Consider the following 25,160-nt stretch of genomic DNA (forward strand, 5'->3'; position numbering starts at 1 on the left):
CTTTTTTAAGCCTTGGGCTAGGCCGAAGGGTTCTTAAGCGCGGCGTGGGCCGCGGCCAGGCGCGCGATCGGCACCCGGTACGGGGAGCAGCTCACGTAGTCCAGCCCGATCAGGTGGCAGAACTCCACCGAGCTCGGTTCCCCGCCGTGCTCGCCGCAGATACCGATCAGGAGGCCCGGCTTGACGGTCCGGCCCAGGGTGACAGCCATCTGCATCAGCTTGCCGACCCCCTTGCGGTCGAGCACGACGAAGGGGTTGTCGGGCAGGATCTTGCGGTCGAGGTAATGCTGCATGAACTTACCCTCGGCGTCGTCGCGGGAGAAGCCCAGCGTCGTCTGGGTCAGGTCGTTGGTGCCGAAGGAGAAGAACTCTGCTTCCCCGGCGATTTCGTCGGCCAGGAGCGCCGCCCTGGGCAGCTCGATCATGGTGCCCACGGTATACTCGAAGATCACGCCCGTCTCCCGGCGGACCTCGTCGGCCACCTGGTCCACAAGCTGTTTCAGGAAGACCAGCTCGTTGCGGTCGATGACCAACGGGATCTCGACCTCGGGATGCACGTCGTAACCTTCCTTTACCAGGCGCACCGTGGCCTGGAAGATGGCGCGGGCCTGCATGGCGTATACTTCGGGGAAGGTGATGCCCAGGCGGCAGCCGCGGTGTCCCAGCATGGGGTTGAATTCCGCGAGGGCGCGTACCTTGCGCAGCAGTTCTTCCTTCTGTTTAATCTCCTGTTCGTCTCCGCCGGTAACCCGCAGTCTGGTGATCTCGACGGCCAGTTCCTCGGCGTTGGGGAGGAACTCGTGCAGCGGCGGGTCCAGGAGACGGATACAGACGGGGTAGCCATCCATCGCCTTGAGTATGCCGTAAAAGTCACCCTCCTGCATCGGCAACAGCCGGTCGAGGAATTTCTTCTTCTCGGAAGGCGTTTCGGCGAGGATCATCGCCTGGACGATGGGCAGCCGGTCGGCACCCATGAACATGTGTTCGGTGCGGCACAGCCCGACGCCGGTGGCGCCGAACTCGCGGGCCTTGGCGGCGTCGGCGGGCGTGTCGGCGTTGGCGCGCACTTCCAGACGCCGGATGTCGTCGGCCCAGGCCAGGAGTTGCTTGAACGCGGGCAAAAGCTCGGGTTCGAGCATCGGCACCCCGCCGAGGATAACGCGGCCCGTCGTTCCGTCGATGGAGATCACGTCGCCCTGCCGGACGACCAGGTCGTTCACCTGGAACTCGGGCGAGGAAGGATTAATGCGGATGGCTTCGCAGCCGCAGACGCAGGGTTTGCCCATCCCCCTGGCCACGACGGCCGCGTGGCTGGTCATGCCGCCGCGGGAGGTGAGGATACCCTGGGCGGCGACGATACCGTGGATGTCGTCGGGGGTCGTCTCCGTACGCACCAGAATGACCTTCTTGCCTGTCGCGGCAAGTTTTTCGGCCAGATCGGCGTCAAAGACCGCTTCGCCGGAGGCCGAACCCGGAGAAGCGGGCAGACCCCTGGCGATGACGTTCAATTCGGCGGAGGGATCGATGCGCCGGTGGAGCAGCTGGTCCAGCTGCTGGGGCTGAACACGCAGCAGGGCTTCGTCACGGGTGATCAGTCCCTCGCCGACCATGTCGACGGCGATGGTGATGGCCGCCTGTGCCGTGCGTTTCCCGGTCCGCGTCTGCAGGATGTACAGGCGGGAAGACTCCACGGTGAACTCGATATCCTGCATCTCCCGGTAGTGTTTCTCTAACAGACGGCACACGTCGGCGAACTGCTTGTAGACTTCGGGCATCTCCTCGGCCAGGGCGGCGATGGGCTTGGGGGTTCTGATCCCGGCCACGACGTCCTCGCCTTGGGCGTTGGTCAGGAACTCGCCGTAAAGCTTGTTCTCGCCGGTCGACGGGTTGCGGGTGAAGGCCACGCCCGAACCGGAGTCGTCACCCATGTTGCCGAAGACCATGGTCTGCACGTTGACGGCCGTGCCGAGGTCGTCGGGAATCTTGTGCACCTTCCGGTAGACGACGGCCCTGTCCACGTTCCAGGACTTGAAAACGGCCATGATGGCCAGGAAAAGCTGTTCGTACGGGTCCTGCGGGAAGGGTTTCTTTTTCTCTTCTTCCACGAGCTTCTTGTAGCGCTTGACAACCTCTTCCCAATCGTCGGCGGTCAGCTGGTTGTCGTACTGTACGCCGCGCCGGTCTTTCTGAGCCTGGAGGATACTCTCAAACTGGAAGTGCTCGACGCCGAGGACGACGTCGCCGAACATATGGATGAAACGGCGGTAACAGTCGAGCGCGAAGCGCCGGTCCCCGGACTTCGCGGCCAGAGCTTCGACGGTGACGTCGTTCAGGCCGAGGTTGAGTACGGTGTCCATCATCCCGGGCATGGAAATCGGGGCGCCCGACCTGACCGAAACCAGCAGGGGATTGACCGCGTCGCCGAAGCGTTTCCCGACCTTCGTCTCCAGTTCGGCGACCTTGGCGCGGACCTGTTCCTCGATGCCGGGGGGCAACTGCTCGCCCAGGCTGACGAAATCCTTGCAGGCTTCGGTGGTGATGATGAATCCCGGCGGCACCGGCAGGCCGATGTTGGTCATCTCGGCCAGATTGGCGCCCTTGCCGCCCAAAAGGCCCTTCATCCGGGCGTTGCCTTCTTCGAAAAGGTAGACGTACTTTTTGATGGTTTCTCTCCCCTTCCACAACAACATTGCGCTGCCGGATTTATACTCCTTCGTGATGGCGCGTATGCCTGTACAGGTCACCTTTTCGATAGCTAATTACGAAAATCCTGCTGCAATGCGTTATCCTAATTGCTGTTTTTTGACATACAAATGGGGCCGGCTCCGCCGGGCGCAGGCGCCGCTGCAAAAAGGTTTTGCCGTTGGCGCTCTGCCTCTGGTAAATTAAACAGAAGCGGTGTTGCAGGCTTTAAGAGTGGAATAAGGGAGAGAGACAGGTTTGAAACCGGCGCCTTTTAAGTTGGAACAGTGGTTTGCCCGGTACGAGTTCGCGGTGCGGCTGAACATGGCCGCCAGCTGCGCCCCGGCGACGACGGTAGCCGAGATCCTTGCCCTGGGCGGTCCGGGAGCGCGGGAAGAATACCTACGGCTGAACCTCGACTACATCCCGTCTACGGGATCCGAGCGGCTGCGCGAGGCCGTCGCCGGCTGGTACCGGCGGATAGGGGCCGGCGGCGTGCAGGTCACGACCGGCGCTTCGGAAGCCATCTTCATCCTCATGAACGTGCTCCTGGAACCGGGCGACATTATCGTCGTGGAGGACCCGGTTTACCAGTCCCTGTACGCGGTCGCCGAATCGATCGGCGTCCGGGTCAAGAAATGGCCCCTACGGCCCGAGAACCGCTTCAGGCCCGACGTCGACGAACTGGAACGGCTGCTCGGGCCCGGGGTGCGCGCCGTGGTGGTCAATCATCCCCACAATCCTACGGGGGCGATGCTGAGTACGGAAGATCAGCGCCGGCTTGTGGAGCTCGCGGACAGGTTTGGTTTCTGGCTGGTGTCCGACGAGGTCTACCGGGGAACGGTCTACGACGAGAGGGATGTCCTGCCGCCGGCCGCCGATTTCGGCGGAAGGGCGGTCAGCATCGGGGATATGACCAAGCCTTTCGGGCTCGGCGGGCTGAGAATCGGTTGGATAGCGTCGGGGGACGCCGGCCTCCTGCGGCGCGTCCGCGATTTCCGCGACTATACGACCATGTGCTCGAACGCTGCCGGGGAGTTCCTGGCGGCGATAGTACTGGAACACCGGGATAAGGTCCTGGAAAGCAAGACGGCCCTAGCGAGGGCCAACCTGCGGATGCTGAGCAAGTTTATCGCCGAACATGACGGGGTCCTGAGCTGGGTGCCCCCGGCTGCCGGTTTCACGGCTTTCCCCAGGCTGTACCTCAACGTGGACGTCGAGTCCTTCAGCGCCGGGCTGGCGCGGGAGGAGAGCGTCCTGATTCTCCCGGGGACGGTCTTCGGCGTCCCCGACCGTTTCCGCCTGGGTTTCGGGATGGCTGAGCGGAGGTTCAGTGACGGCCTCGATGCCCTGAGGCGTCACCTGGCCAGGGTTTCTCCTTAAACGGACCCGGCGGGTCCAACGGAGGTTCGAGGCCGGTCTGGTCTTGATCCTGATTCTGCTCCTGATTTTGTTTATTGTTGCTATCAGGCCGGCCTTCATCGTCCCCGGCGTTATTCTGCAAGGGATCGGGTATGCCTTCGATGGGGTTGACTTTTTCCCGGATGTGCTTAGTCTTGTTGTTGCGTTTCTCCAGCCCCGGCGGGAGGGCGGGCCTGCCCTTTTCCGGCTCGGACGGGACCACGGTCCCGCCCTGCTTTTTCCCGACAAAAACGCCCGATTGCGGGAAAAGTTCTTCGAGGCTGACGGCGTGTTTCTCAAGATAACCGGCAAGGTGCTCGTCGGTCACCGGCGGGGGCACCTCGGGACGTAATTCTTTTAGCTTTTTGTCGATAGTCAGACGCCCCGCGGAGTAACCCTTGCGGTGGGCGTTTTTCGCCTGCTTTTCTTCGACGCTGTCGACTACCAGGTACCCGGCCAGGTTTGCCTTTTCCAGGGCGCCGGCCGCGGCCTTGCGCAGTTCATCCTCGGTTACCGGGCTGTTCTTCTTGCCCTTGATGGGGTTGACCAGTACGAGGTTGTTCTCGTCAGCGCTCAGCATCCCGGCCGCGGCTGCCCTGGCGACCAGGATGCCGACGGCCTCCGTCGCGGGACGCCCTTCTATCTCTTCACGCGGGATGGCGGCAGCCAGTTTTTCGCCGGCGGGATCAAGCCCCTTGACGGAGCAAACCCTGCCCCGGTCGTCAAGGCCCAGCGTTAGACTTCCGCCGACCTCGATGTCGACAGAGGCCACTGCCGGGTTGATCAGCACGGGTATGCCGGCGCTCAAGGCGAGAACCAGCAGGATGCTGGCCACGGCGAGCATCTGCCTGAAGACGAACGCCGCCGCAGGCATCTGGATGACGTCGCCGGGCGCGGGCAGGGAGCGGGGGGCGTGCAGCCGTTTAAACTCGCCCTCGTCGGTCATAACCACCATCGTGCGCTTGTTCACGCTGATGACGACGCCTTTTCCGGCAGGCACGGAAGTCACCTCTTCTCAGTACATAAGTCATCGTCGTCGAGCCTGGCGAAGGAACGAAGCGGGAAGTAAGCATCCCGCGCAAATATCAGGGTCAGGGCGACAACGTAACGCCGGCCGCGCTCGAGGACTCTTCTCGACACCCCGGTCTGCCGGCACAGCTGGGCCAGCGGCAGTTGGCGGTACTCGAAGAACTGATCGAGCAACTCCCGGTTCCCGGCCAGGTGGCGCGCCACCCTGGTCAGGACGCACCGCGTATCCCGGTGTTTGGGTGACGACCTGACGAGGTCCACTGGCGATATTTTGAACTCGGCCAACTCCCGCGTGAATTGCTCGACAGCCAGGGACAGGTCCAGGTTTTCCTCCGGTTCCGGGGCGGCAGGCTGCTCGGCTTCGGATTCGAAAGCCGACAACCGCACCGCGGCGTGGTTCCCCTGCTGGCGGAGGTAGTCGATCAGCCGCCGGTCGATGACCTTGGCGGCAAAAGGCATGAACGAGCCGCCGTAGTCGGGCGAATAGGCGTCTATGGCTTCGTTGAGGGCCAGGAGGCCGACGCCGAGCTCGTCGTCGTTTTCCCAACTCAGGAAACGGCCGCAGCGCCGCGAGCACACCCGGTGGACAAAAGGCTTTAACCCGGCGATCAAGTCGTTCCGCGCTTGCTCTTGACCCTGCCGGGCTCGGCTCAGGAGGCTCTCGATCTCAGCCTGGCTCAATGCATACAAAAAGCCTCGCTCCTTGGCCTTGCACGCCTTGTCCTGCAAGGGCCATGAGAAGTATTCTTGTCTTTGCGCCTCCATCCCTTTTTTCGTGCATGCCCCACTGTCACCAGTGTATTCGGGGAACCCTGTTAGATTTGCGGGGGTAGTAAGGGCCGCAAGCGGCCCATGTTAGTAGTCAGTAGACCCTCACGCTGCAAAATGCAGCACCACAGACAATGAAAAACGGTTACAGCAGGTCTGGGTTATCCCCGCGCTCCGTGTTCCGCTTCGACCGTTCTATAAGGCCGTTGAAAAGCTTCGCCCGGCTTTGTCAGGCATCGTCGTCCAGTGCTCACGTACATCCAGTACGCTCCGCGCTGGACTCCTCGCCTTCCGCGCCATGCTCGCTTTTGAACGGCCTCTTGATGGTTGCCTAAGCTCGGTTCGGAACGTGGCGGGCCTCCTGCGGATTGTTCGCGGGCGCAATTTTCAGCAGGTTACCCAAGTACGCGTCGAGGCTTTGGCCGTAGCGAACGTTGGGAGTATAAATAAAAAATGCGCAGTGAGCCGAGGAACAGCGTCGGCCGCTGTCTGACCCGGCACTCAACTAAGTCTCTCCGAAGAGCTAGTCATAAGTGATGGGTTCACTTAAACGGTCTGCAAAGTTGAGTGCTGGGGAGTTCGGCCGGCGCCCGAGGCGAACGAGCATATTCCTCAGCACGTACAAGTTCGCGCAGGCAAGGCCGAGGGCAAGCGTACGGCCGACGCTTTGACAGCGGAAGCGCCCGCGAACGTCCTCGTCGGCGGCCACGCTGACCTCACCTTCGCTAAGAACGGTGCCCGAAGCTTTCAGCAAAGTCGCTTGCGGGGATAAACCCAGACCCGAATAGCAAGGGCCGTTTTTCAGGGTAGTCGGTGGTTTTAGGAAGGGATTCACGGTCGTGAATTCCAAATTAAGCGATGCCGGTAAAGCATGCTTGTATTGAGTGTCGGGGTCGGGGGAATTACCTCGGGAATTTAGAAAAAACTGCATCGGCTTCGGCCGATGCCTCCTCGATTTCCTAACAGACCCTCATCCTGCCGAATGCAGCACTACAGACAATGAAAAATGGTTACAGCAGGTCTGGGTTATCCCCGCGCTTCGTGCTCCGCTTCGACCGTTCTGTCAGGCCGTTGAAAAGCTGCGCCTGACAAAGCCAGGCGCAGCTTTTCAACGGTCTCCTACGCAGTGCGGATGGTAAAGCGGGACCCCCGGCGTATAGCATCATTGGCCGGCCCGAGAGGGTAGACCGGTTCTTCCATCCCGTACAGGGGAACGGCTCCGGTAACCGCGCCGGCATCAAAGCTGCCCTGCAGGGAATATCCCCGGATCACGCTTAGCCCATTCGCGTCAAGCCATCTGTCCAAGCCATTCCCTCCCAACCGTTTTATTTAAGATTAGGTTTCGACATTGCCAGAGGTTTATGCTGAAAAAAGTTGGCCTGTGTTTTCATGATTTTCCAACGGATCGGGACGCCCGGCGGTAGGGAGGGTGACGGTGGCAACTGTTCCGCCTTCCGGCAGGCTGCGGACCTGGATGTCTCCCCCATGGCGTTCCAGAATGCTCCTGCTGATGGGCAGGCCCAATCCGCCGCTTCCGTTGGCCACGATGTTGTTCAGGACTTGGTTGAGTTCTTCCGGATGAATGCCCGCATTGCTGCTGACGACCGTAATTAATACCCTTTCCCCCGCCACGTCGGTGTGCACGCTAATCGGTTCGCCCAGGGCGCCGGCTTCCAGGGCGTTTTTCAGCAGGTCCAGGAGCACCTGCTTGACCTGTTCCTTGTGGACGTGGACGTACGCGGCCGAAGGCGCCGGAACGACCTCCAGGCTGATGCCGTTGCGCGATGCGTAACCCTGCATCAGGCGTACCGTGCCGGCTACCAGTTCCCCGACCTCCACCGTTTCCCGCTCCTCGGACTCGTCGTGGTCGAGGCTGATGTAGCCGCGGATCAGTTCGTTGACGCGGTCGACCTCTTCGATGATCATCCTCAGGTAGTGCTCCGGCGGTTTCAGGGCCGGGGATTCCTCAAGGAGCATCTGGGCAAAACCGCGGACGGCGGTCAGGGGGTTTCTCACCTCGTGAGCGAACCCCGCGATGATCTTTCCCGCCAGGAGGACCTGTTCGTGGCGCTGCAACTGCTTTTCCTGTTTCCGCATGCGCGTAACGTCGGTGATGACGCACAGCGCTCCGCTGAGGCGTCTTGAATGGTCCTGCAGGCGCCGGGTATCGAGGAACAAAACTTTTTCCTTTCCCCCTATCACCAGTGATAGTTCCAGGTTGGACACTTCACGGCCCTCCGTTACGGTATCGAGAACACGCTGCAGGAGGGCGCCGGCGGGGAGCAGGGCGCGGACGTTCTGGCGCAGGGCGCCGTGTTTGCGTGTGCCGAAAAGTTTTTCGCAGGCGGGATTCCATACGAAGACGCGGCCGTCGCAGTCGAGAGCCAGGACGGCCTAGGCCATCGTATCGAGCAGCCGTTTCAGGTTCGAAGCGTTAAACATCGGCGACAGGGGGCTGGTTTCCTCTCCAGTGCTGTGGCCGGCAGCCGGCTGGGACGGGAAAGGGCCGCAGGGCTTGTCCCAATGATCGTCCTGGTCCCAGGTCATGCTGATTTGTTCAATGTCCTGCCATAAGTGTTTCGACATGCGATCAACTCCCGCGAGCGATGGAAAAAACCGGGAGACGGCGCTGCTCAGCGCCCTTAGGCGGTAGCACATAACTTCTGGTTATTTTTAGTGTATAACCCGGGGTGAGGCTGAACAAAGCGTTTTCGGTCGCGATTTTTCCCCAAACACCGACAGATTCCGACTCCAGCCGCGGTTTTCAGGGGTTTCCGGGGCTGCCCGGGAGCAGGCCCTTGATCCAGGCGGTGAAGACGGCGTAGACCACCTCCCCGTCGGGGGTTCCCGTGGCCAAGTCGTCGATGATTTCCCGGAACGACCGGGTCACCACCCTGATCTCTTCGTCGCGCTCCCTTTGCGGTTCTCCCGGGGTCAGGCCCGCGGCGAAGAAGACGTGCGCCCGGCGGCTGTGTACGCCGGGGAGCGGGAAAAAGGAGCCGAGAGGCACCAGTGTCGAGGCGGTATAACCCGTTTCTTCCCGCAGTTCCCTGGCCGCGCCCCGGACCGGGGACTCGCCGGGTTCGAGGATGCCGCCGGGCAGGTTGAGGACGTAACGCCCGACGGGGTAGCGGTACTGCTCGACGAGCAGGATCTTTCCGTCGCCCGTTACAGCGAGGGTGGCCGCCGTCCCCGGAAAGTCGTCGGCGAGGTAGAGGAAGTCCGTCTCCTGGTCCCGAAAACGCAGCACGTCCTTGACCACGCGCACGTAGCGTTCGTGGAAGACCGTGCGGCGCGACGCAAGCGTCCATTCCGCGTAGCCCAAGCCCAACACCTCCTGTCAGTATTGCGTAAGAGCAACGGGAGCCCGCAAGGCTCCCGTTCAAACTAATTGCACGCCCGCATAAGAATGCGGGTGACGGAGACGACACCCGGCTCCGTAGCGTAAGCCCGTGTTTATTGTGTGCGCTCCGTTCCACCTCCCGGCACTTGTTGCGGCCGACCAGGGGCCTTTTAGGGCGTCAATTACCTTGTGCTTTCCACGATCCTGGCCTTTTGATAGACGCTCCCGAAGACGGCGGCAAGGACGACGGTGGCGTAGAAGTAACCCAGCACCGTCAGGACGAATCCTACCGAGGGGATGTCTTTGAATAAGGAAACGACGTAGTACAGCAGGATGGCGAAGGCGTAGGCCAGCAGGTAGCTGGAGAAATTCCTGGCGATATACTTTAAAACGGTGGGGAGCCTGAAGGGCGCCGTAAGGTTGCCCGTCGCCGAGTAATGCGCCAGCCCCATGGGCAGGATGAAGCCGAGGACCAGGGCCAGCACGGCCACCCAGAAAGCCGTCCCGCCCAGGGCGGCCACGGCGAAGGGATTCATGCCGCCTGTGGAGGTCTGCGCTGCAATCGCTCCCCACTCCCCGGCGACGGTGGCCAAAGCGATGGGAACGAGCAGGTAAACCAGGGCGATGGCGCTCCACGACAGCCCCTTGATGAATTTTGCGCCCAGGTTGTTCCAGGACGGGAGTTCCGTTTCGCGCCTGGCGCTCCTCTCCATCACTTCGGCGCAGTAGCCCAGGCTGGCCAGGTTAACGACCGGGATGACGGCCAGAACCGCTCCGACAAGGAATTTAAACAAGCCGTTCAGCTGCAACGGCATTTTAATCGCCCGCTCAACAATCAAAGTTTCTCCCCCTTTCACTTATGGACTCTAAGCCTGGCGCGCACCATATTAATGGTTACGTTGTTGCCCCTGTCAATATTTCTGAAAAAACGGGGTTTGTACAGGGTAAGTTCTGGAAAAGCGGGTGGTTGCATGGGCAGCCCTGAAAGCATCTTCGGGGGCTTCAACCCTACGGAGGCGGCAAGGTCGGCTTTCACCATCATCGTGATCATCCTGGCCGCCTGGGCCGGCTTGTTCATCGCCCGCAAGCTGATCGCCCGGGCCTTCGACTTTTCCCATGGGGCCGCCGGCAGGAAAAGAACCCTGGCCGGTATCGTTTACTCCCTTGTCCGCTATACCGTCTATATCGTCGCCGGGCTGATGATCTTCCAGGTCCTTTTTCCCCGCGTCAACCTTGGGCCGGTCCTGGCGGGGGCCGGTGTCGTCGGTCTGGCCGTGGGCCTGGGCCTGCAGACCTTTCTCAAGGATGTTATCACGGGTTTCCTGGTCAACTTCGAGGACCAGTTCCGCGTGGGCGATTACGTGACCATCAACGACGTCGTTTCGGGCACGGTGGAGGACGTCGGCTTACGCCTGACGACGGTAAGGGAGTGGTCGGGCAAGAAATTTTATATCGCCAATTCGGAGATCAAAACGGTCCGGAATTTCAACCGCGAGGAACTCCGCGTCATCGTCTCGGTCACGTTTCCCTTCGAGGAAGACCCGTTGCGTATCCGTGAAGCCTTGGAAGAGGTCTCCCGGACAATAGGGGCACGCTACAACGAAGACCTTCTGCGCGACGAGGGCGGGAACGCTCTTGAACCCCCTCACGTCCTCGGCGTCACCGACATCGACGAGAACGGGCGGGGCGGGCAGTACACGATCGTCGCCAGGGTCAAACCGCGGAAATACTGGGAAATCCAGCGGGCCATCCGCGAAGAGATCTGGCTCGAGGCCAGGGAACGGGGGATAAGGCTGGCCTACCCGCGCTTCACCGTGGATGAATATCCTGCCGCCGCCTTACCGCATAAAAGCACCATGCCTCAGGAACAATGAAGAAGGGTGGCGGCTGCATGGCAGATGGTGGTAAGTTGTCTCCTTTCGAACTACGCTACCGCAGCCTGGACAAGATCATCGAAAAGTACGGGGACAGGCCGGGCGGATTGATCAGGGTGCTGCAGAAGGCGCAGGACCTCTTCGGCTACCTTTCGCGCGAGGTGCAGATTTACGTCGCCGACAAGATGTGCCTGCCCATCGCGCACGTCCACGGGGTGGCCACTTTTTATTCGGGGTTCGTCACCGCGCCGCGCGGCAAGTACACCTGCAGCATCTGCATGGGGACGGCGTGCTACGTCAAGGGAGCCCAGGACGTCCTCGACCGCTTCAAGAAAGTACTGGGGATAGGCGAGGACGAGACCACGGAAGACAGGCTTTTCACCCTGCGCGCCACGCGCTGCATCGGCGCCTGCAGCCTGGCCCCGGTGCTGGCCGTCAACGAGGACGTGCACGGCCACGTCACGGTCGACGAAGTGGCGCCCTTGATCGAGAGTTACAGGGCTCAAGAAACCCGTGAGGATGGTGATCGCATTGCTGACGAGCCTGACCGGCCTCGAGCGGATCAGGGAGCAGCACCGCCCCCTTATTGAAGAAAGGCTGCGGGACGGTGACATCGACAGGCCCACCCAGCTGCTCGTCTGCACCAGCACGGCCTGCATCTCTTCCGGCGGCGTGGAGATCTACAACGCCCTGCGTAAAGAGGTAAAGGCGCAGGGGCTGGAGGTCGACGTCGTCCGCACGGGCTGTTTCGGCTTTTGCGGTCTCGGCCCCGTCGTCGTCACGCACCCGGGCGCCGTCCTCTACTGCCGGGTGCGTCCCGGTCACGTGACCGATATCGTGGAGAAGCACCTCAAGAACAGGGAAATCGTGGAGGAGCTTCTTTACGAGGACGCCGAGGGCGTGCGCAGGAGCATCCTCTACGACATGCCCTTCTTCGAGAAGCAAAGGCGTATCGTCCTTGAAAACTCGGGGCTCATCGACCCCGAAGACATCAACGAGTACATCGCGCGCGACGGTTACTTCGCCCTCGCCGACGTGCTGGCCCGCTGGACGCCGGAACAGGTCGTCGACGCCGTTATCAAGTCCGGCTTGCGGGGCCGGGGCGGGGCCGGGTTCCCCACCGGGCGCAAGTGGGCGTTTGCCGCCGCCGAGCCCGGCCCGCAGAAATACATCGTCTGCAACGGCGACGAGGGCGACCCCGGCGCCTTCATGGACCGGAGCCTGCTCGAAGGCAACCCGCACGCTGTCCTCGAAGGGATGCTCATCGCCGGGTACGCCATCGGGGCCGGCGAGGGTTACGTCTACGTGCGGGCCGAGTATCCACTGGCTGTGAAAAGGCTGGAAATAGCCATTCGCCAGGCGAAACGGCTGGGGCTTTTGGGTAATGATATCCTTGGCAGCGGTTTCAGCTTCGACATCGACATCGCCCTGGGGGCGGGGGCCTTTGTCTGCGGGGAGGAGACGGCGCTCTTGCGGTCGGCCATGGGTTTCCGGGGCGAGCCGCGCGTGCGGCCGCCTTTCCCGGCCCAGAAAGGCCTCTTCGACAGGCCGACGATCATCAACAACGTCGAGACGCTGGCCAACGTGCCCACGATCATCAGGCACGGGCCCGAGTGGTATGCCGCCATCGGCACCGAAAAAAGCAAGGGCACGAAGATTTTCTCCCTGGCCGGCCAGATCAAGAACACCGGCCTGATCGAGGTCCCGATGGGCTTGAGCCTGCGGTCGATCATCTACGACATCGGCGGCGGGCCGCCTCCCGGGCGCCGCATCAAGGCCGTGCAGACCGGCGGCCCCTCCGGCGGGGCCGTCCCGGAAAAACTGCTCGACGTGCCGATCGACTACGAGTCCCTCAAAGACCTGGGGACGATCATGGGGTCCGGCGGGCTGATCGTCCTGGACAATACCGACTGCATGGTCGACATCGCCAAGTTCTACATGAAGTTCGCCGCCGACGAGTCCTGCGGCCGCTGCACGCCGTGCCGGGTGGGGATCGTCCGGATGGTCGAGATCCTGGAGAAGATCACTGGGGGCGAGGGGACCATGGATGACCTCCGGGAGCTCGAAGAACTGGCCTACGACGTCAAAGACGCGTCGCTGTGCGGGCTGGGGCAGACGGCGGCCAACCCCGTCCTGTCCACGATGAAGTATTTCTACGACGAGTACCTGGCCCACGTCCGCGACAGGCGTTGCCCGGCAGGGGTATGCACCAAGCTTTTGCACTGAGGTGGTTTTGATGCGCGAGGTCCCCAACTACATCGCGGAGTACAACCGGGTGGCCGGTGACGCCCCCGGCCCGCAGGAACTTTTCACCCAGTTCCCGGGCTTGTGCCAGTACCTGGCAAAGGCCGCGGCCGACTTCGTCAACGGGCAGATCCTGCCTTTCGTGGAGTACGACGCCAGCCCGCAGTACTATTGTCTTGTTAACCAGGTGACGCGTTCTCTGGCCAAGGCCTTCGGCGGCTGCGTCTCCCTCGGCGTGCAGCTCGGGTATAACGAGAAGGCCACCGAATTCATTCAGTCCCTGATGGACCAGGAGCCCCCGGGCGAAACCTGAGATTTTATTGCCTTGTTGCGTTCGTAGGTTGATCAGCATATTATCTAAATATATAGATAATTAGATAATATGAGGGGTGACCATAATGCCCGACACGGATACCGGGAAAAAGAAGGTATTGCTGATCTGCTCCCGAAACACTGTCGACGGGGTCTACCCGCCGCTGATCCTCGCCCTCCAGGCCGTCAGGGCGGGCGCCGAAGCTTCCGTCTTTTTCACCTTCATGGGCATCGAAGCGGTGCGCAAGGGCGGCATCAAGAAGGCCAAGTTCTTCCCGAGCGGCTTGATGGGCGTCATCCCGGGGATGCCGGCGATGGCGACCAAAATGATGCTCGGCCTGGCCGAAAAAAAGGCCAACGTTCCGGCGCCGGCCGACCTATTGGAGATGTGCAGGCTGGAAGGCGTAAAACTGTACGGGTGCCTGATGACCATGGATATGATGGGCCTGAAGGAAAGCGACCTGGTCGAGGGCGCGAAGGTAATCGATGCCGCCGGCTACATGCAGATGGCACTTGAGGCCGACATCAACATGTTTATCTAGGGGAAACTTTGCTCCGGGGTTGACACAAGGAGGGGTTCGTGTTTGGAAGACGTCCGGCGCTACCGGCGCGAAGCCGAACTGTTGAAGGCCCTGGCGCACCCGGCCCGGCTCTGTATAGTCCGGGGTTTGATTGAGCAGGGATGCAACGTCACCGCCATCAAGGACTGCCTGGGCCTGCCGCAGTCCACCGTCTCGCAGCACCTGGCCGTCCTCCGGGCCCACGGCATCGTCGAAGGGGAACGGCGCGGGACCGAAGTGGCCTATCGTATCGCCGACGAGCGCATCCGGCGGGTCGTGGAGATCCTGTTGCCCGAAGCTCCTGCCAAACGAGCTTAGCCGCGCTGGGAGCCGGGTTTTTCATTATTGCTTTAAGGCGTTCCTCGCCGTATAATGTGCAAGTGTACGGGTTCTAGTTTTTAGCCGGAGCAGCCGGGAAAGGGATGGCATTTTGGCGCACAACAGCGAATCGGCGATCAAGGCGGCCCTGGTGGCCAACGGGCTCATCGCTCTGATGAAACTGGGCGGCGCCGTGGTCAGCGGCAGCAGCGCGATGGCCGCGGAGTTCAAGCACTCGGTGGCCGACTGGTCGAACAGCTTCTTCCTGCTCTACGGCGTGAAGTCGGCCAAACGTCCCCTGGACCAGCACTACAACTTCGGCTACGGCAAGCGCGTCTTCTTCTATTCCTTCCTGGCCAGCCTGGGCATGATCACGATTGGCGGCGCGCTTTCTATCTACGGCGGCGTTATGAAGATACTGCACCCCGAGCCGCTGGAACACGTGGCCCTCAACCTGGCGATCCTGGGCGCCAGCATTGTTTTTGAAACCTATTCGCTGACGATGGCCCTCAAGGCTTTGTGCGCGGAAAGCGGCGCCAGGGCGCGCGGGCTGGGGCTGTTCCCCGCCGGCATAAAAGCCCTGGTGAAGGCTACACCCTCGACGCGGTTCATCTTTTTCGAAGACAGTATCGCCTTGCTCGGCCTTATCGTCGCGGCGGTCGCCATCGGGCTGACCCATTGGACCGGCATCGTCACCTTTGACGGCATCGCGTCCATTATCATCGGCCTTATCCTGTTCTACGTCGGGATGTCCCTGGCCAAGGACAACGCCGATATCATCACGGGCGAATCTCTTCCCCCCGAAACGACCCGCGAGATCGGCGACTTCATCATGTCCATCCCGGGTGTCCACGACATACATACCATCAGGTCTATGGCCATCGGCCCGAACAGCTACCTGTTCGAGGTCATAATCGAAGGCGACGGCAGCCTGCCGCTGGATAAGTCTGATGATTTGGGGTTCCTTGTGAAACGCAAGGTTAAGGAGCGGTTTCCGCAGATCCGCCACGCCCAGGTCACGGTGATCGCGGACGACCGGCGGAGACAATGGCCCGATGTCTTCGAGGATAGCCTGACTGCGGCCTCCAAGCAATCGCCCAAGCCCGCTGGGGCGCAGCAGGTTTCCGGGTAATCCCAAGGCTGTACCGTTCGGCCGGGCATGCCGTTTGCGCGGGCTTCCGTAACTTTGACCTTTGAACCTTCATTTGGGAAACTGCCGGCTTTTATCAGCTCCGTTTGTCGAAGGCCGAAACCGCCGGCTGCCCCGTCTTATTGCCGGTAATGCTCCCGATAGTGTATACTAAAATATAGTCCAAATACGTGCCGGAGTGGCGGAATAGGCAGACGCAAGGGACTTAAAATCCCTCGGGTGGTTTCACCCGTACCGGTTCGACCCCGGTCTCCGGCACCACAGTGATATCAAGGGTTTGCGGATTGAGAAATCCCTTTCGATTACTGTGAATCCCTTTCGCTTGAACAAGGCCCCTTCCAGGATGGGTGAAGCCCGCTTGAGGAGGGGTTTTTCTATGCCTAGAGCCAAGGTCACCCGTATTCACCGCGCAGCCAGGCCCGACTGGACGGAAGCACTTGAGCCCTTCCTGGTGGTGAAGAAGGCTCAAGGGCGGAATTCCTGCGCCCTGTCCGACTACCGCCGGCATGTCTCCCAGTTCTTCAGGAGACATCCGCAGAGCTGGCCGGACAACCTCCGGAGTTAGACGGCCGACCTCGGCGTAGAGTTCTTCAATTTGCTTTTCGTAGCCGGCTTTCAGGGCAGCAATGCCCTTACGGTCGTCAGTAAAAAGCTCGGGCAACTGCTCAATGGCCTGGTTACGCCAGCGGGTCAGCTGGTTGGGATGAATGCCGTGCTCGGCGGCCAGTTGAGAAATCGTCTTTTCTTCTTTGAGAATTTCCAGCACGACCTGCGCCTTGAAGCTGGGTGGATAATTCTTCCGCATGGCTGTCATACACCTTAAACGTTGTCTTTTTCGTGTCTAAATTCTTGGGTCCATTATAAGGTATCTAAACCCCAGAGCTTGCGGCCTCCGGGCTTTTCGGTTTTCGGTGTTGGCCGTTATGTAGGCAACGTGGGTAGTATGGCAATAAAAGTTAGCAAGTTGCTTAGGCGTGAACACAATAGGTTCCCCTGACCGGAGATCAGGGGAACCTGTTTCGGGATCAACCTAAACTTGGTTCACGGCTTCCTGGCACTTCTTAATACATTCGTCGATTGATTGTGATGCCTTGCCTATCGTATCCTTGGCGGCAGGATTTTGAACTGTTTATCTTGCCCGATTTTTAGGTTGGAACTACGCAACGGATACCTGCCGTCGGCTCATCCCTCCAGGATTTTGCGCGCTCCCGACTGCTCCATAATCTCCCGCACCTCCGGGGCGTCGTGACGGGACATCTCCACGGCGACGGCGATCCCGGCCCCGTGGCATTCATCAAGTAACTGCCTGGCCCATGGCTCCTTTTCCCAGAGTTCGTCGCGCTCGGTCTGCAGGTAGGACAGGTCCTCCCCGGCTCGTACGTCCGCCGCGGCGACGGAGGACATGTCGGCAATAACCATGTCCTTGCGGTCAAAGCCGGCGTTACGCAGGCTGTCGACCAGAAAGCCGACCTGCTCCGCCCGCGGCATGATAGCGATCAGCCGCATCTGCTTCACCTCCGGTTTTTATTCTGTACCTCTTGGGACTGCGTAACACGCTGATTATGACCGCGAGGCAACGATTGGTTCCCTGGCAAGTGCAAGATCGTCGACGAGCAAGTGGAACAAATGTCGGGGTTTTCTTCCAGCGCATATGATGATACAATAACCATATCGTTTTAGTGGGGACGTCCCTGGTGGGGCGTCTTTCCTTTCTAAAATGAATGGCCGTTATATCCAGCAATTCTCCGTCAGGCCATCCCGTCAGCTTTCGGACGTTTCAGGTTAGCCCTAACGCTGTTGCCTTATGAAAGAGGTTCAATATGGATACGGAACAGAAGCTTGATCTCAAGGACGTCGTGCTCATCGGTCGCACCTTCGACGAGTATTACAGGATGTTCGCCCTCGATGACTTAAACCCCCAAACGCAAAGGATTCTGGACGTTGCCTCGGGGGTCAGTTCATTTTGTCCGGAAGCCAACTCCAGAGGCTTTAACGTAATAGCATCCGACAGGATCTATCGCTTTTCGCCGTACGAAATAGAAGAAAAGTGCAGGAAAGATTTGGAGACTGTCTTGACAAAGCTTGCGGAAGTCATGGATTTGTATAATTGGGACTTCTTCAAAACGGTAGATGATTTAAGGGCGGCCCGTGAAAAGGCCTACAAACTCTTTGTGGATGACTTCAAACTGCAGGGGAATAAGAGGTATGTCTTCACCGAGTACCCACACAGCAGCTTCAAGGACAACCAGTTTGACGTTTCCTTGGTATCCCACTTCCTGTTCTTGTACGATGAACATTTGGATTATGGGTTTCACAAGAATACCATTCTTGAACTCATTAGGGTTAGCTCGGAGGAAGTACGCATCTTCCCCCTGGTTAATCTGAGAGGGAAAAAGTCGGTATTTGTTAAGAAATTGCTTAAAGATCCCGACTTTCGTACATTTCGGATGGCAATAAGAAAAGTAGATTACGAATTTGTCAAAAACGGGAATGAGATGTTGGTAATCGAAAGCAAGACCTAACAGGCAAAACCAAACCGGTCTAAGGGAGTCGATGACCGTATTGCATTATTTGGAGGAATCGAAATTGACCGAAAAGCTCAATACTCAAATCGATAAGGCCGCGCTTCTGCGGACATTTGAAAAGGACTACTTTGCAAAGTCGGTTGGCCTGGAGATTGTAGAGATAGGCCAGGGTTTCGCCAGAGTAAGAGTACGAGTTAACAAACAACACTTAAATGCCCTGGGCAAGACCCATGGGGCAGCCCTCTTTGCCGCCGCGGACTTCGCCCTGGCCGTGGCCAGCAATTCCTATGGTGAAGCGGCAGTTGCGACCAATGTTACCATCTCTTACATCAAGGCCTCGACAGAGGGAAGCATATTGGAAGCTGTTGCAACGGAAGAAAGCCGCACCCGTAGAACAGGGCTTTACCGTATTGAAGTCAGAGATGAACTGGGACAAAAGCTGGCCCTTGCGCATGGTTCTGTTTACCTGTTGGGACAAAGCATTCTATAGAAACCGTTGCTGGATGGAGATGGTGACATAGATAACGGGCCGGAAGGAGGCCCTAACTAGGGGCAGGTCCGAACCCTCGGGGCCGGGCTTCCTGATTTGCGGACGGGCGGCCGCGGCGGCCAAAAGCCTTTGGATGCTCTTGGCGTCTTCGAACGCCGGCTGCCTTGGGGTCTTAAGCGTCTTTTTTTAAGCGAAAGGCGTTATTGCGGTAGTCAAAGGTGAGTATGAACTTCTGCACCACTCGGCTGTTGGTTTTCCGGCAGCGGATCCTCGCTCCGCCGACGCGATATCCGAACTGCTTCATATCCGGGTCATAGATCACTTGCATGATCCGCAGCCCTTCGAACCTTTGTTTGGCTGGGGTTTTCCCCCTGGCGTACCAGGCTCCGGGGAGCAGTCGGTTGAGGGTTTCTACCAGATCCGCTCCCGGCTGGACTTTCCTGACCAAATCGCGCATCGACATCACCAGCCTTCATCAGGTCTCATTCCCATTGTAGCCCGCAGGAACGACGACAGGCTGTCAGTCCTTGACGAAGAAAACTCCGAATTGTTCAGGGTGATTTTGAGAAGTGTTTCACGGACATTACAGCAGTGGATGTGTTTGAAGAGCGTACGGAATAACAATCGCCATTACCCCGAACTCAGGCCGGGAAACCGGTCGGTCCGCTGTGTGGCCTGGTTCAGCGAGGACGACGGCCTGCTTGTCTATTGACAAGGAACCAGCAATATGAACCTGCATTCTTCGGTTTTTGTCCGCAATGCGGGAAAACAAAGAAAAATACGGATGAAATCCTGCGCCTGATCGATGCCCTCGAGACCGCTGATGAGTACAAGGTCGCCACTCCGGCCAACTGGCGCCCTGGCGACGAGGTGATCGTACCTCCGCCGGTCACCCAGGAGATGGCCGAGGAGCGCCTCGAAGAAGGTCTCAACTGGAAAGACTGGTATTTCTGCAAAAAGAAACTCTAAGGGGGCCCCGGTATGGCATGTGTCAATCCCGATGGAACGGTGACCCGTCCGGGAAAGCTTATCCTCCAGGCACTGGTTGATGGGGCCGCAACGCCTGAAGAAGCGGCCGAAGTCTCCAGCATCCCCGTTTACAGGGTCCGGAGCGGCCTAAGAGAAATGGCCCAGGCCGGCTATATACAGGAGGAAAACGGCCGCTACACTATCACCGATCTCGGCCGTGCCAGGTTGCGCTAGCACCCAATTGTTCCGGCTTGACTCGTACAAATGAGAAGTATCGACTTTTTAAATTCCTATGGGTAACCCCTATATTTTAGGCTAGTACGGTACGATATAAGGACTAAGAGCCAGACTCCTGATGTGTTGGCCAGGAAGGCCGTCCGTTACCGGGCGGCCTTTCTGGTTTCGTGGCACGACGGGGTGAAGCGGCTATTTCCCGTGGGTGGCCCGGATAATATCCTGCCGGCTGACGATTCCGATAAGCTTGTTGTCCTCGTCCACGACCGGAACCCGGTTGATATTCCTTTCAACCATGATGGTGGCAATGTCTTCGACGGAAGCGTCCGGTCCCACCGTATGCAGCTTGGTGGACATGAGCTCGCCGACCTTTCGTGCTATCGTCCGCTTGAGTTCATCGATGAAGTGCTGCGGCTTCTCCAGGTAGATCACGCCGCCCAGGATGACGGTGTAGAGCGGGGCCCTTATCTTCTTTTCCTGAAATACCAGGTCGCCCTCCGTGATAATGCCCACAAGCTGTCCTTCCTCATCCACGACGGGCAGCCCGCTGATGTGGTGCTCCAGCAGCAAACGGGCCACTTTTTCCACCTCGTCGTCAGGGTTGACGGTAATGACCGCGGTCGTCATTATATCTCCAGCCTTGAGTTCTTTTGCCATTCTCCCCACCCTTTCTTTATCTGCAGCGTATATAGGGGTTCTTGTCTAAAAGCCGGTTCCTTACCTTTTTCATATCATCTGTGAGGGGACAAGTCTATAGATTTAAGTTTCTATCTTTCTTGAGGGCCACGCCGTTGGTGCCCCGCCGGTAAAACCACATGATATAGTTACATTTGGCACAAATGTAGTTGTCGGCGTTCTTGTTCATCCAGTCGAACCCAAGGAAGGTCATGGCCGGGGTGTTCATCAACGTCTTCCGGTGCCAGAAAGCGTCGTAGCCGCAGGCCGGGCAGGCGAGCTTCCGCCCGTCGATCTCCAGCTCGCCGGGGTCATCCAGGAAAATGGCCTCCTCGTCGATTTTCTCCCGTGTCAGGGCCCACAGGACGATGAAGCCGAGCCCGCCGATCAAGACCAGGACGGCGATGATTATTAAAGCAGTCACGTTTTCACCTCCGGTTTCACTGTTGAGATTAGGCGGATGAGGCTTTTCCGGACGGAGATGCGGTGCCTTCCCTCGGGCATTTCTTAAGAGCGTGGCGCTTAGACTTAGAATACACTTTAACTGAGCCGGACGATAGCATAAAAAATTCTCCTAAAAAACTTATAAAAAGGTATTGACAGCGGGTCAAGGGCATGCGAGAATGTGATCACAAGCACAAGATCGGGCCAAAAGGGTAAGCCAAGAAACCAGCAGGGTAATTGGTTAGTCCAGAGGCAAAAAGGTAACCTGAAGGTTCTTCAAAAAGAGGTAACCGAAGAAGGAGCCTCCAAGGACCCGAAAGGCCAGGGGTTTTTCAGTTCTGCCATGTACAGAAAATAGTTGGTTCAATTTTCTGACAAAGGCATTGACAAATATTGTGATATGGGGGTAACATGTGAGTAGGAGCACAAGATCGGTAAGTTAGGGACCGGGATTACCCCAGGAGGGTAAACCTGGTAGCCAGAAGGGAGGAACCCAATGGCGGCCGGTCTTGGTGCAGCAACAGGCAGGCCGGTGCAGGAATAAGGTAAGTCAGCCGAAATGACAGTAGCCGGTGCCCTGGGTAGCGCGGGGGCGTGGGCGAGAGGCAATAAACCGTGGGAAACCACGGGGGAGCAGATGTAAGGCCCGACCCCTAACCGACAAGTGGTTGAGACCCCGGCACTGCAAAATCAGGATGATTCTTGCTAAGGTCTGCCTGAGCCGACAATCAAATCCCTTGCGCGTGTCCGCAAGGGATTTTCTTATTTATACTGCTTATACTGCCAACGGCTTGAAGGCATTCCGTTCCGGCTGCGCCGGCGTTATTCAAACGGTAGAAGAGAGGGGAAGAAAAACGAAAAATCCCCTCCTGTAACGGAGAAGACTTTGCATAGACGATTTGTGACGCGGGGGCCTCAACCAGGTACCTAGCCGTCTGTCAGGGCGGTTTTAAAAAACCGGCTGGCGTAGCGGGCGGAGACAGACTACTTATACCCTTGTGAGGGAACAAGGATTCGGCACCGTGGGGGCCTCGGACTCCCTCTCGAAAATAAGTAATTTGACACCGGAGCGAAAATTCCTGCATGACGGCATGGACCCTCTCCAAAAAGTTGACAAGCTCCCAAGAGTGCCTACGACACTGCTCTGGGCTATCAGCTGCCGGTGTATTGAGCGTGGACCTTTTCGAATAGCTGACGGCAAACGGCCGACAGCAATGAATTTCGGTCGTCCTTCCCACCGCTCGATCTGTTGGATTAAGCATACGGCTTGCGACCTAAATAGTTAGGAATTCCTGTACAGGAATTCCTTCGAGTCCGACTGCCGACTGCCAACATCAAGTCCGTTAGGACCTATACTGGGCATTCACGGCGTACCACCAGATAACGGCCCCCAGGACGGCCCCGAAAACGACGATAGCGGCCAGCCACCAGAATACCGACGACAAGCAGGACACCCCCAACTTAATGAGCATTGAGGTCCTTTACTTTCAGCTATAGTCTACGCCAGGGGCGGTATCGCATACTCCGCTTATCAGCGCCGAGCACTGAGCATTGTGTACTGGAATGAGTAGAGAAGGGGATTCAGCTTTGCCGAATCCCCTCAAGCTTCCAACACCCAATGCTCAGCGCTCAAATATAGATCAGCGTATGCCCGTCGACCTCGGGATTCCCCACCACGTCGAGCGGAATCCTGTCGAGCCAGTCTTCCCCGTATTCCGCTTCTATTTGCCTAACGCGGGCCAGACCGTCCTCGGTGATGGCCCGCTGGTCCTCGCTGATGGAGCGCATGCTGGGCCTGGCACCGGTAAAATAGCCGGCCGCCCCCTTGGGGTTTTTCCCGTATTTCCGGCAGAACCAACTGAGTTCGAGCGGGGTGACCACGCCTCCGGCGCGCTGTACGTCGGCGAGGGGCGCCACGTAACGGATGGTCGAGACCAGGATCTCCTTGCCGCCTTCGGCATAGAGATTGTTGATCTTGACCCTGATGGCCTTCATTTCCTGTTCCAGGACCGAGAGCCGGTCGACCAATTCTTTCAGTAAGTCGAAAGGGACCTGGACTTTCATCGCCTGCCTCCCCGAACTCCGTTCTAAAACCTGCAGCGAGGGGTCTTGGCCTCGTCCTGCGGCCTACTTCCTGGCACGCCTCCCGGATTTCTTCCCCGAATTGCCGGTTTTCTTCTTTTCGATCACGGGCGGTTTCTTGGGGTCCCACTCAAGGTGGCAGCTATCGCACTCCAGGAGCGGGTTCTTCATGTAGGTGCCCAGGGCGAAGAGTCCCCAGAAGGGCGCAAAAAACCACAGCGGCAGCCCCGTCGCAAACCCCGCCACAACCAGTACGGCGATGCCGCCGAAGAGCCAGCCGATGAACTTGCCGTACTGGCCCACTCTTACCACCTTGCTCGAACCGCATCTCGGGCAGTTTATGTCCACGATAGCGCCTCCCTCGTACAAGCTTATACTATTATACAATAGGAGGCATCGGGGGTTAACAGCAATAGGACTGTTGAAAACTACGACAAAGCTGGAGGAAATTTTTGCAGGCAACCTGCATAGACTATAAGATCCCTGCGTGCTGCGCTGCCCCTGCGGCTGGGAAGTCGCCGTCGTCAGCGGTCCCGACGGGGACCTGAAATACGTCCGTTCCAAATGAATTGCTCTTGACAGTTGAGGCAGGCACTGGTACGATAACTCCATATTAAACCGACAAAGACCGTGAAGGAGAAAAGTAGGCCCGTCCCAGCTCCACAGGGAGGATGCGCCGTCGACTGGAAGCGCGTCCGGGTATGGTGGGTTGAAGTTCTCTCCGGAGTCGCCCAGTTGAAAAATGGGGGCAGCGATCATTTATGATCGCATCGAGTCCGACATCTGATGTCTGACCTCCGACCTCCGTATTGAGTAGGCTGTGCCGGGATTCTCCCGCCGTTACCAGGGAGCGGGTATCGGATATTCTCCCGTACCTAGAGCGGATCTGCGATCAATTAGGGTGGTACCGCGGAGGCTGATCGTCCTTCGTCCCTTAGGGATGAAGGACGTTTTGTTTATGGGGGATTTCCCGTACCCGACAGAGGGGACCTTTATGGTCAATTTGGGTGGTACCGCGAGAGCCCGGCGCTTTCGTCCCAAAGGGGGAAGACGCCGGGCATTATTATTTTTCAGGAGGGGTTCTGATGGTAAGAACGACGAAAAGCGCTTTGCCGGTGATGTCCGGGTTTGAAGGGGGTCACGGGCGATTCGGCTTTCCGTTCCCCCCTGACGCGGGGGGCGATGCCAACGGGACGCCTCACACGCCCACCGGCAACGAGGCGGTCAAGGTCCCGCCTTACCGTTTGGCCTGGCGCAGGAACGGCGGCCAGACAACCGTCCGGGTCGGCAGTGCTGTCATCGGCGGAAAGAAACTGGCCGTGATCGCCGGCCCGTGCGCCATCGAGGGCAGGGAACAGCTCCTGGAAGCGGCTCGCGCCGCGGCCGCTGCGGGGGCAACCGTCCTGCGCGGCGGGGCTTTCAAGCCGCGCACGTCCCCTTACAGCTTCCAGGGTCTTGAGCTGGAAGGCCTGAAGATCATGCGCGAGGTTTCAAGGGAGACGGGTTTGGCGACCGTCACCGAGGTGGTTGACGAGCGCAGCCTGGAGTTGGCCGTCGAATACGTGGATATGCTGCAGATAGGCGCCCGCAACATGCAGAATTACCATCTCCTGCGGGCCGTCGCCGGCGCGCACAAGCCGGTTCTGCTCAAGCGCGGCCTGGCGGCGACGGTCGAGGAGTGGCTTTTGGCCGCCGAGTACCTGCTGGCTTCGGGCAACGGCCAGGTGGTCCTCTGCGAGCGGGGCATCAGGACCTTTGAGCCGTCGACCCGCAACACGCTGGACCTCAGCGCTGTGGCCCTGGCGAAACGCCTGACGCACCTGCCGGTGATCGTTGATCCCAGCCACGCTACGGGAGACCCGGATCTAGTGGTCCCGATGTCCAGGGCGGCGGTCGCCGCCGGGGCGGACGGGTTGATCATCGAGATGCACCCGTGTCCCGCCAAGGCGCTGTGCGACGGAAAGCAGTCGCTGACCCCCGAGGTATTTGCCTCCCTGATGAATGAATTAAGGTCCCTTTCCCCCATCATCGGCAGGGATATGTAGAAAAGGAGGAAGGGA

General features: G+C 59.1%; 28 protein-coding genes, 1 tRNA gene and 2 pseudogenes. 15 read left to right on the top strand and 16 right to left on the bottom strand.

What is annotated here, in order from left to right; all coding sequences use genetic code 11:
- Nucleotides 1-17: 17 nt before the first annotated feature.
- A complete protein-coding gene (ppdK, locus tag ACPV0M_RS00830; protein WP_425622226.1) occupies nucleotides 18-2,621 on the bottom strand; it encodes a pyruvate, phosphate dikinase in 2,604 nt (867 codons plus the stop codon).
- 319 nt (nucleotides 2,622-2,940) lie between these two features.
- On the opposite strand from ppdK, the gene ACPV0M_RS00835 reads away from it, so the two are divergent.
- Nucleotides 2,941-4,065 (top strand): aminotransferase class I/II-fold pyridoxal phosphate-dependent enzyme, encoded by a 1,125-nt coding sequence (locus ACPV0M_RS00835; RefSeq protein ID WP_425621113.1) that lies wholly within the window; start codon nucleotides 2,941-2,943, stop codon nucleotides 4,063-4,065.
- Here the strand turns inward: ACPV0M_RS00835 and ACPV0M_RS00840 are convergent.
- From ACPV0M_RS00840 to ACPV0M_RS00875, 8 genes are all read right to left on the bottom strand, one after another.
- Complete coding sequence (locus tag ACPV0M_RS00840; RefSeq protein ID WP_425621114.1) at nucleotides 4,013-5,083, bottom strand: anti-sigma-I factor RsgI family protein; 1,071 nt, start codon at nucleotides 5,081-5,083, stop codon at nucleotides 4,013-4,015. The genes ACPV0M_RS00835 and ACPV0M_RS00840 overlap by 53 nt on opposite strands.
- Before the next feature lie 5 nt (nucleotides 5,084-5,088).
- Nucleotides 5,089-5,802: a sigma-70 family RNA polymerase sigma factor gene (locus ACPV0M_RS00845; RefSeq protein WP_425621115.1), complete on the bottom strand. Its 714-nt coding sequence runs from the start codon at nucleotides 5,800-5,802 to the stop codon at nucleotides 5,089-5,091.
- Nucleotides 5,803-6,403: 601 nt separating this feature from the next.
- On the bottom strand, nucleotides 6,404-6,634 hold the full coding sequence (locus ACPV0M_RS00850) for a hypothetical protein (protein WP_425620881.1): 231 nt from the start codon (nucleotides 6,632-6,634) through the stop codon (nucleotides 6,404-6,406).
- A gap of 365 nt (nucleotides 6,635-6,999) precedes the next feature.
- On the bottom strand, nucleotides 7,000-7,185 hold the full coding sequence (locus ACPV0M_RS00855) for a hypothetical protein (RefSeq protein ID WP_425621116.1): 186 nt from the start codon (nucleotides 7,183-7,185) through the stop codon (nucleotides 7,000-7,002).
- A 54-nt stretch (nucleotides 7,186-7,239) separates the two neighbouring features.
- Nucleotides 7,240-8,268 carry a two-component system sensor histidine kinase NtrB gene (locus tag ACPV0M_RS00860; RefSeq protein ID WP_425622227.1) on the bottom strand — a complete coding sequence of 343 codons (1,029 nt, stop codon included), beginning with the start codon at nucleotides 8,266-8,268 and terminating at the stop codon, nucleotides 7,240-7,242.
- Nucleotides 8,269-8,274: 6 nt separating this feature from the next.
- Nucleotides 8,275-8,466, bottom strand: coding sequence for a hypothetical protein (locus ACPV0M_RS00865; protein WP_425621117.1), 192 nt, complete (start codon nucleotides 8,464-8,466; stop codon nucleotides 8,275-8,277).
- Nucleotides 8,467-8,644: 178 nt separating this feature from the next.
- Entirely contained in the window at nucleotides 8,645-9,205 is a 561-nt protein-coding gene (locus tag ACPV0M_RS00870; protein ID WP_425621118.1) for an NUDIX hydrolase, read from the bottom strand.
- Between the two features lie 200 nt (nucleotides 9,206-9,405).
- Nucleotides 9,406-10,062 carry a DUF4013 domain-containing protein gene (locus ACPV0M_RS00875; protein ID WP_425621119.1) on the bottom strand — a complete coding sequence of 219 codons (657 nt, stop codon included), beginning with the start codon at nucleotides 10,060-10,062 and terminating at the stop codon, nucleotides 9,406-9,408.
- A gap of 132 nt (nucleotides 10,063-10,194) precedes the next feature.
- Here ACPV0M_RS00875 and ACPV0M_RS00880 point away from each other — a divergent pair, with 132 nt between their 5' ends.
- The 9 genes from ACPV0M_RS00880 (at nucleotide 10,195) to ACPV0M_RS00920 (ending at nucleotide 16,246) form a co-directional block, all read left to right on the top strand.
- Entirely contained in the window at nucleotides 10,195-11,097 is a 903-nt protein-coding gene (locus ACPV0M_RS00880) for a mechanosensitive ion channel family protein (protein ID WP_425621120.1), read from the top strand.
- 17 nt (nucleotides 11,098-11,114) lie between these two features.
- Nucleotides 11,115-11,687, top strand: a complete 573-nt coding sequence (locus ACPV0M_RS00885) for an NAD(P)H-dependent oxidoreductase subunit E (protein ID WP_425621121.1) — start codon at nucleotides 11,115-11,117, stop codon at nucleotides 11,685-11,687.
- Nucleotides 11,617-13,323, top strand: a complete 1,707-nt coding sequence (locus ACPV0M_RS00890; protein WP_425621122.1) for an NADH-ubiquinone oxidoreductase-F iron-sulfur binding region domain-containing protein — start codon at nucleotides 11,617-11,619, stop codon at nucleotides 13,321-13,323. Before ACPV0M_RS00885 ends, ACPV0M_RS00890 begins: the two co-directional genes overlap by 71 nt.
- 10 nt (nucleotides 13,324-13,333) lie before the next feature.
- Nucleotides 13,334-13,654, top strand: coding sequence for a hypothetical protein (locus ACPV0M_RS00895; protein WP_425621123.1), 321 nt, complete (start codon nucleotides 13,334-13,336; stop codon nucleotides 13,652-13,654).
- A gap of 85 nt (nucleotides 13,655-13,739) precedes the next feature.
- Nucleotides 13,740-14,195 (top strand): DsrE/DsrF/DrsH-like family protein, encoded by a 456-nt coding sequence (locus ACPV0M_RS00900; protein WP_425621124.1) that lies wholly within the window; start codon nucleotides 13,740-13,742, stop codon nucleotides 14,193-14,195.
- A gap of 42 nt (nucleotides 14,196-14,237) precedes the next feature.
- A complete protein-coding gene (locus ACPV0M_RS00905) occupies nucleotides 14,238-14,531 on the top strand; it encodes an ArsR/SmtB family transcription factor (protein WP_425621125.1) in 294 nt (97 codons plus the stop codon).
- Nucleotides 14,532-14,643: 112 nt separating this feature from the next.
- A complete protein-coding gene (locus tag ACPV0M_RS00910) occupies nucleotides 14,644-15,663 on the top strand; it encodes a cation diffusion facilitator family transporter (RefSeq protein ID WP_425621126.1) in 1,020 nt (339 codons plus the stop codon).
- Between the two features lie 190 nt (nucleotides 15,664-15,853).
- Nucleotides 15,854-15,942: transfer RNA gene (locus ACPV0M_RS00915), tRNA-Leu, on the top strand.
- A gap of 115 nt (nucleotides 15,943-16,057) precedes the next feature.
- Entirely contained in the window at nucleotides 16,058-16,246 is a 189-nt protein-coding gene (locus ACPV0M_RS00920) for a hypothetical protein (protein ID WP_425621127.1), read from the top strand.
- 156 nt (nucleotides 16,247-16,402) lie between these two features.
- Here ACPV0M_RS00920 and ACPV0M_RS00925 read toward each other — a convergent pair.
- Both ACPV0M_RS00925 and ACPV0M_RS00930 read right to left on the bottom strand, forming a co-directional pair.
- Nucleotides 16,403-16,495, bottom strand: a pseudogene (locus tag ACPV0M_RS00925) (hypothetical protein); the annotation flags it as partial.
- 368 nt (nucleotides 16,496-16,863) lie between these two features.
- Complete coding sequence (locus ACPV0M_RS00930; protein WP_425621128.1) at nucleotides 16,864-17,187, bottom strand: hypothetical protein; 324 nt, start codon at nucleotides 17,185-17,187, stop codon at nucleotides 16,864-16,866.
- A 314-nt stretch (nucleotides 17,188-17,501) separates the two neighbouring features.
- Here ACPV0M_RS00930 and ACPV0M_RS00935 point away from each other — a divergent pair, with 314 nt between their 5' ends.
- Together ACPV0M_RS00935 and ACPV0M_RS00940 are read left to right on the top strand one after the other, a co-directional pair.
- Nucleotides 17,502-18,203 (top strand): hypothetical protein, encoded by a 702-nt coding sequence (locus ACPV0M_RS00935; RefSeq protein WP_425621129.1) that lies wholly within the window; start codon nucleotides 17,502-17,504, stop codon nucleotides 18,201-18,203.
- A 64-nt stretch (nucleotides 18,204-18,267) separates the two neighbouring features.
- Entirely contained in the window at nucleotides 18,268-18,696 is a 429-nt protein-coding gene (locus tag ACPV0M_RS00940; RefSeq protein ID WP_425621130.1) for a hotdog fold thioesterase, read from the top strand.
- A gap of 172 nt (nucleotides 18,697-18,868) precedes the next feature.
- On the opposite strand, the gene ACPV0M_RS00945 is transcribed toward ACPV0M_RS00940, so the two are convergent.
- Nucleotides 18,869-19,153: a hypothetical protein gene (locus ACPV0M_RS00945; protein WP_425621131.1), complete on the bottom strand. Its 285-nt coding sequence runs from the start codon at nucleotides 19,151-19,153 to the stop codon at nucleotides 18,869-18,871.
- Nucleotides 19,154-19,470: 317 nt separating this feature from the next.
- Between ACPV0M_RS00945 and ACPV0M_RS00950 the strand changes: the two are divergent.
- Nucleotides 19,471-19,665 (top strand): annotated as a pseudogene (locus tag ACPV0M_RS00950) (peroxiredoxin); the annotation flags it as partial.
- Between the two features lie 12 nt (nucleotides 19,666-19,677).
- Nucleotides 19,678-19,899, top strand: coding sequence for a hypothetical protein (locus tag ACPV0M_RS00955; RefSeq protein WP_425621132.1), 222 nt, complete (start codon nucleotides 19,678-19,680; stop codon nucleotides 19,897-19,899).
- 192 nt (nucleotides 19,900-20,091) lie between these two features.
- Here ACPV0M_RS00955 and ACPV0M_RS00960 read toward each other — a convergent pair whose 3' ends face one another.
- From ACPV0M_RS00960 to ACPV0M_RS00975, 4 genes are all read right to left on the bottom strand, one after another.
- Nucleotides 20,092-20,556, bottom strand: coding sequence for a CBS domain-containing protein (locus ACPV0M_RS00960; RefSeq protein ID WP_425621133.1), 465 nt, complete (start codon nucleotides 20,554-20,556; stop codon nucleotides 20,092-20,094).
- Between the two features lie 94 nt (nucleotides 20,557-20,650).
- Nucleotides 20,651-20,998 (bottom strand): hypothetical protein, encoded by a 348-nt coding sequence (locus ACPV0M_RS00965; RefSeq protein ID WP_425621134.1) that lies wholly within the window; start codon nucleotides 20,996-20,998, stop codon nucleotides 20,651-20,653.
- Between the two features lie 1,649 nt (nucleotides 20,999-22,647).
- Nucleotides 22,648-23,082, bottom strand: a complete 435-nt coding sequence (locus ACPV0M_RS00970) for a hypothetical protein (protein ID WP_425621135.1) — start codon at nucleotides 23,080-23,082, stop codon at nucleotides 22,648-22,650.
- Between the two features lie 63 nt (nucleotides 23,083-23,145).
- Nucleotides 23,146-23,448, bottom strand: a complete 303-nt coding sequence (locus ACPV0M_RS00975; protein ID WP_425621136.1) for a hypothetical protein — start codon at nucleotides 23,446-23,448, stop codon at nucleotides 23,146-23,148.
- A 737-nt stretch (nucleotides 23,449-24,185) separates the two neighbouring features.
- On the opposite strand from ACPV0M_RS00975, the gene aroF reads away from it, so the two are divergent.
- The gene (gene aroF / locus ACPV0M_RS00980) at nucleotides 24,186-25,145 is read left to right on the top strand and encodes a 3-deoxy-7-phosphoheptulonate synthase (protein ID WP_425621137.1); all 960 of its coding nucleotides are present in this window, start codon (nucleotides 24,186-24,188) and stop codon (nucleotides 25,143-25,145) included.
- Nucleotides 25,146-25,160: the final 15 nt, after the last annotated feature.

The organism is Desulfosceptrum tomskiensis, assembly GCF_049818055.1.
Lineage (GTDB): Bacteria > Bacillota > Desulfotomaculia > Desulfotomaculales > JASEER01 > JBFLVT01.

Excerpts from the sequence above, each read along its gene's own strand:
- ACPV0M_RS00900 (WP_425621124.1), top strand. The coding sequence starts at position 13,740 with ATGCCCGACACGGATACCGGGAAAAAGAAGGTATTGCTGATCTGCTCC.
- ACPV0M_RS00885 (WP_425621121.1), top strand. The coding sequence starts at position 11,115 with ATGGCAGATGGTGGTAAGTTGTCTCCTTTCGAACTACGCTACCGCAGC.
- ACPV0M_RS00930 (WP_425621128.1), bottom strand. The coding sequence starts at position 17,187 with ATGCGGCTGATCGCTATCATGCCGCGGGCGGAGCAGGTCGGCTTTCTG.
- ppdK (WP_425622226.1), bottom strand. The coding sequence starts at position 2,621 with ATGAAGGGCCTTTTGGGCGGCAAGGGCGCCAATCTGGCCGAGATGACC.
- aroF (WP_425621137.1), top strand. The coding sequence starts at position 24,186 with ATGGTAAGAACGACGAAAAGCGCTTTGCCGGTGATGTCCGGGTTTGAA.
- ACPV0M_RS00865 (WP_425621117.1), bottom strand. The coding sequence starts at position 8,466 with ATGTCGAAACACTTATGGCAGGACATTGAACAAATCAGCATGACCTGG.
- ACPV0M_RS00960 (WP_425621133.1), bottom strand. The coding sequence starts at position 20,556 with ATGGCAAAAGAACTCAAGGCTGGAGATATAATGACGACCGCGGTCATT.
- ACPV0M_RS00890 (WP_425621122.1), top strand. The coding sequence starts at position 11,617 with ATGGTGATCGCATTGCTGACGAGCCTGACCGGCCTCGAGCGGATCAGG.
- ACPV0M_RS00920 (WP_425621127.1), top strand. The coding sequence starts at position 16,058 with ATGCCTAGAGCCAAGGTCACCCGTATTCACCGCGCAGCCAGGCCCGAC.
- ACPV0M_RS00880 (WP_425621120.1), top strand. The coding sequence starts at position 10,195 with ATGGGCAGCCCTGAAAGCATCTTCGGGGGCTTCAACCCTACGGAGGCG.
- ACPV0M_RS00945 (WP_425621131.1), bottom strand. The coding sequence starts at position 19,153 with ATGCGCGATTTGGTCAGGAAAGTCCAGCCGGGAGCGGATCTGGTAGAA.
- ACPV0M_RS00970 (WP_425621135.1), bottom strand. The coding sequence starts at position 23,082 with ATGAAAGTCCAGGTCCCTTTCGACTTACTGAAAGAATTGGTCGACCGG.
- ACPV0M_RS00955 (WP_425621132.1), top strand. The coding sequence starts at position 19,678 with ATGGCATGTGTCAATCCCGATGGAACGGTGACCCGTCCGGGAAAGCTT.
- ACPV0M_RS00935 (WP_425621129.1), top strand. The coding sequence starts at position 17,502 with ATGGATACGGAACAGAAGCTTGATCTCAAGGACGTCGTGCTCATCGGT.
- ACPV0M_RS00895 (WP_425621123.1), top strand. The coding sequence starts at position 13,334 with ATGCGCGAGGTCCCCAACTACATCGCGGAGTACAACCGGGTGGCCGGT.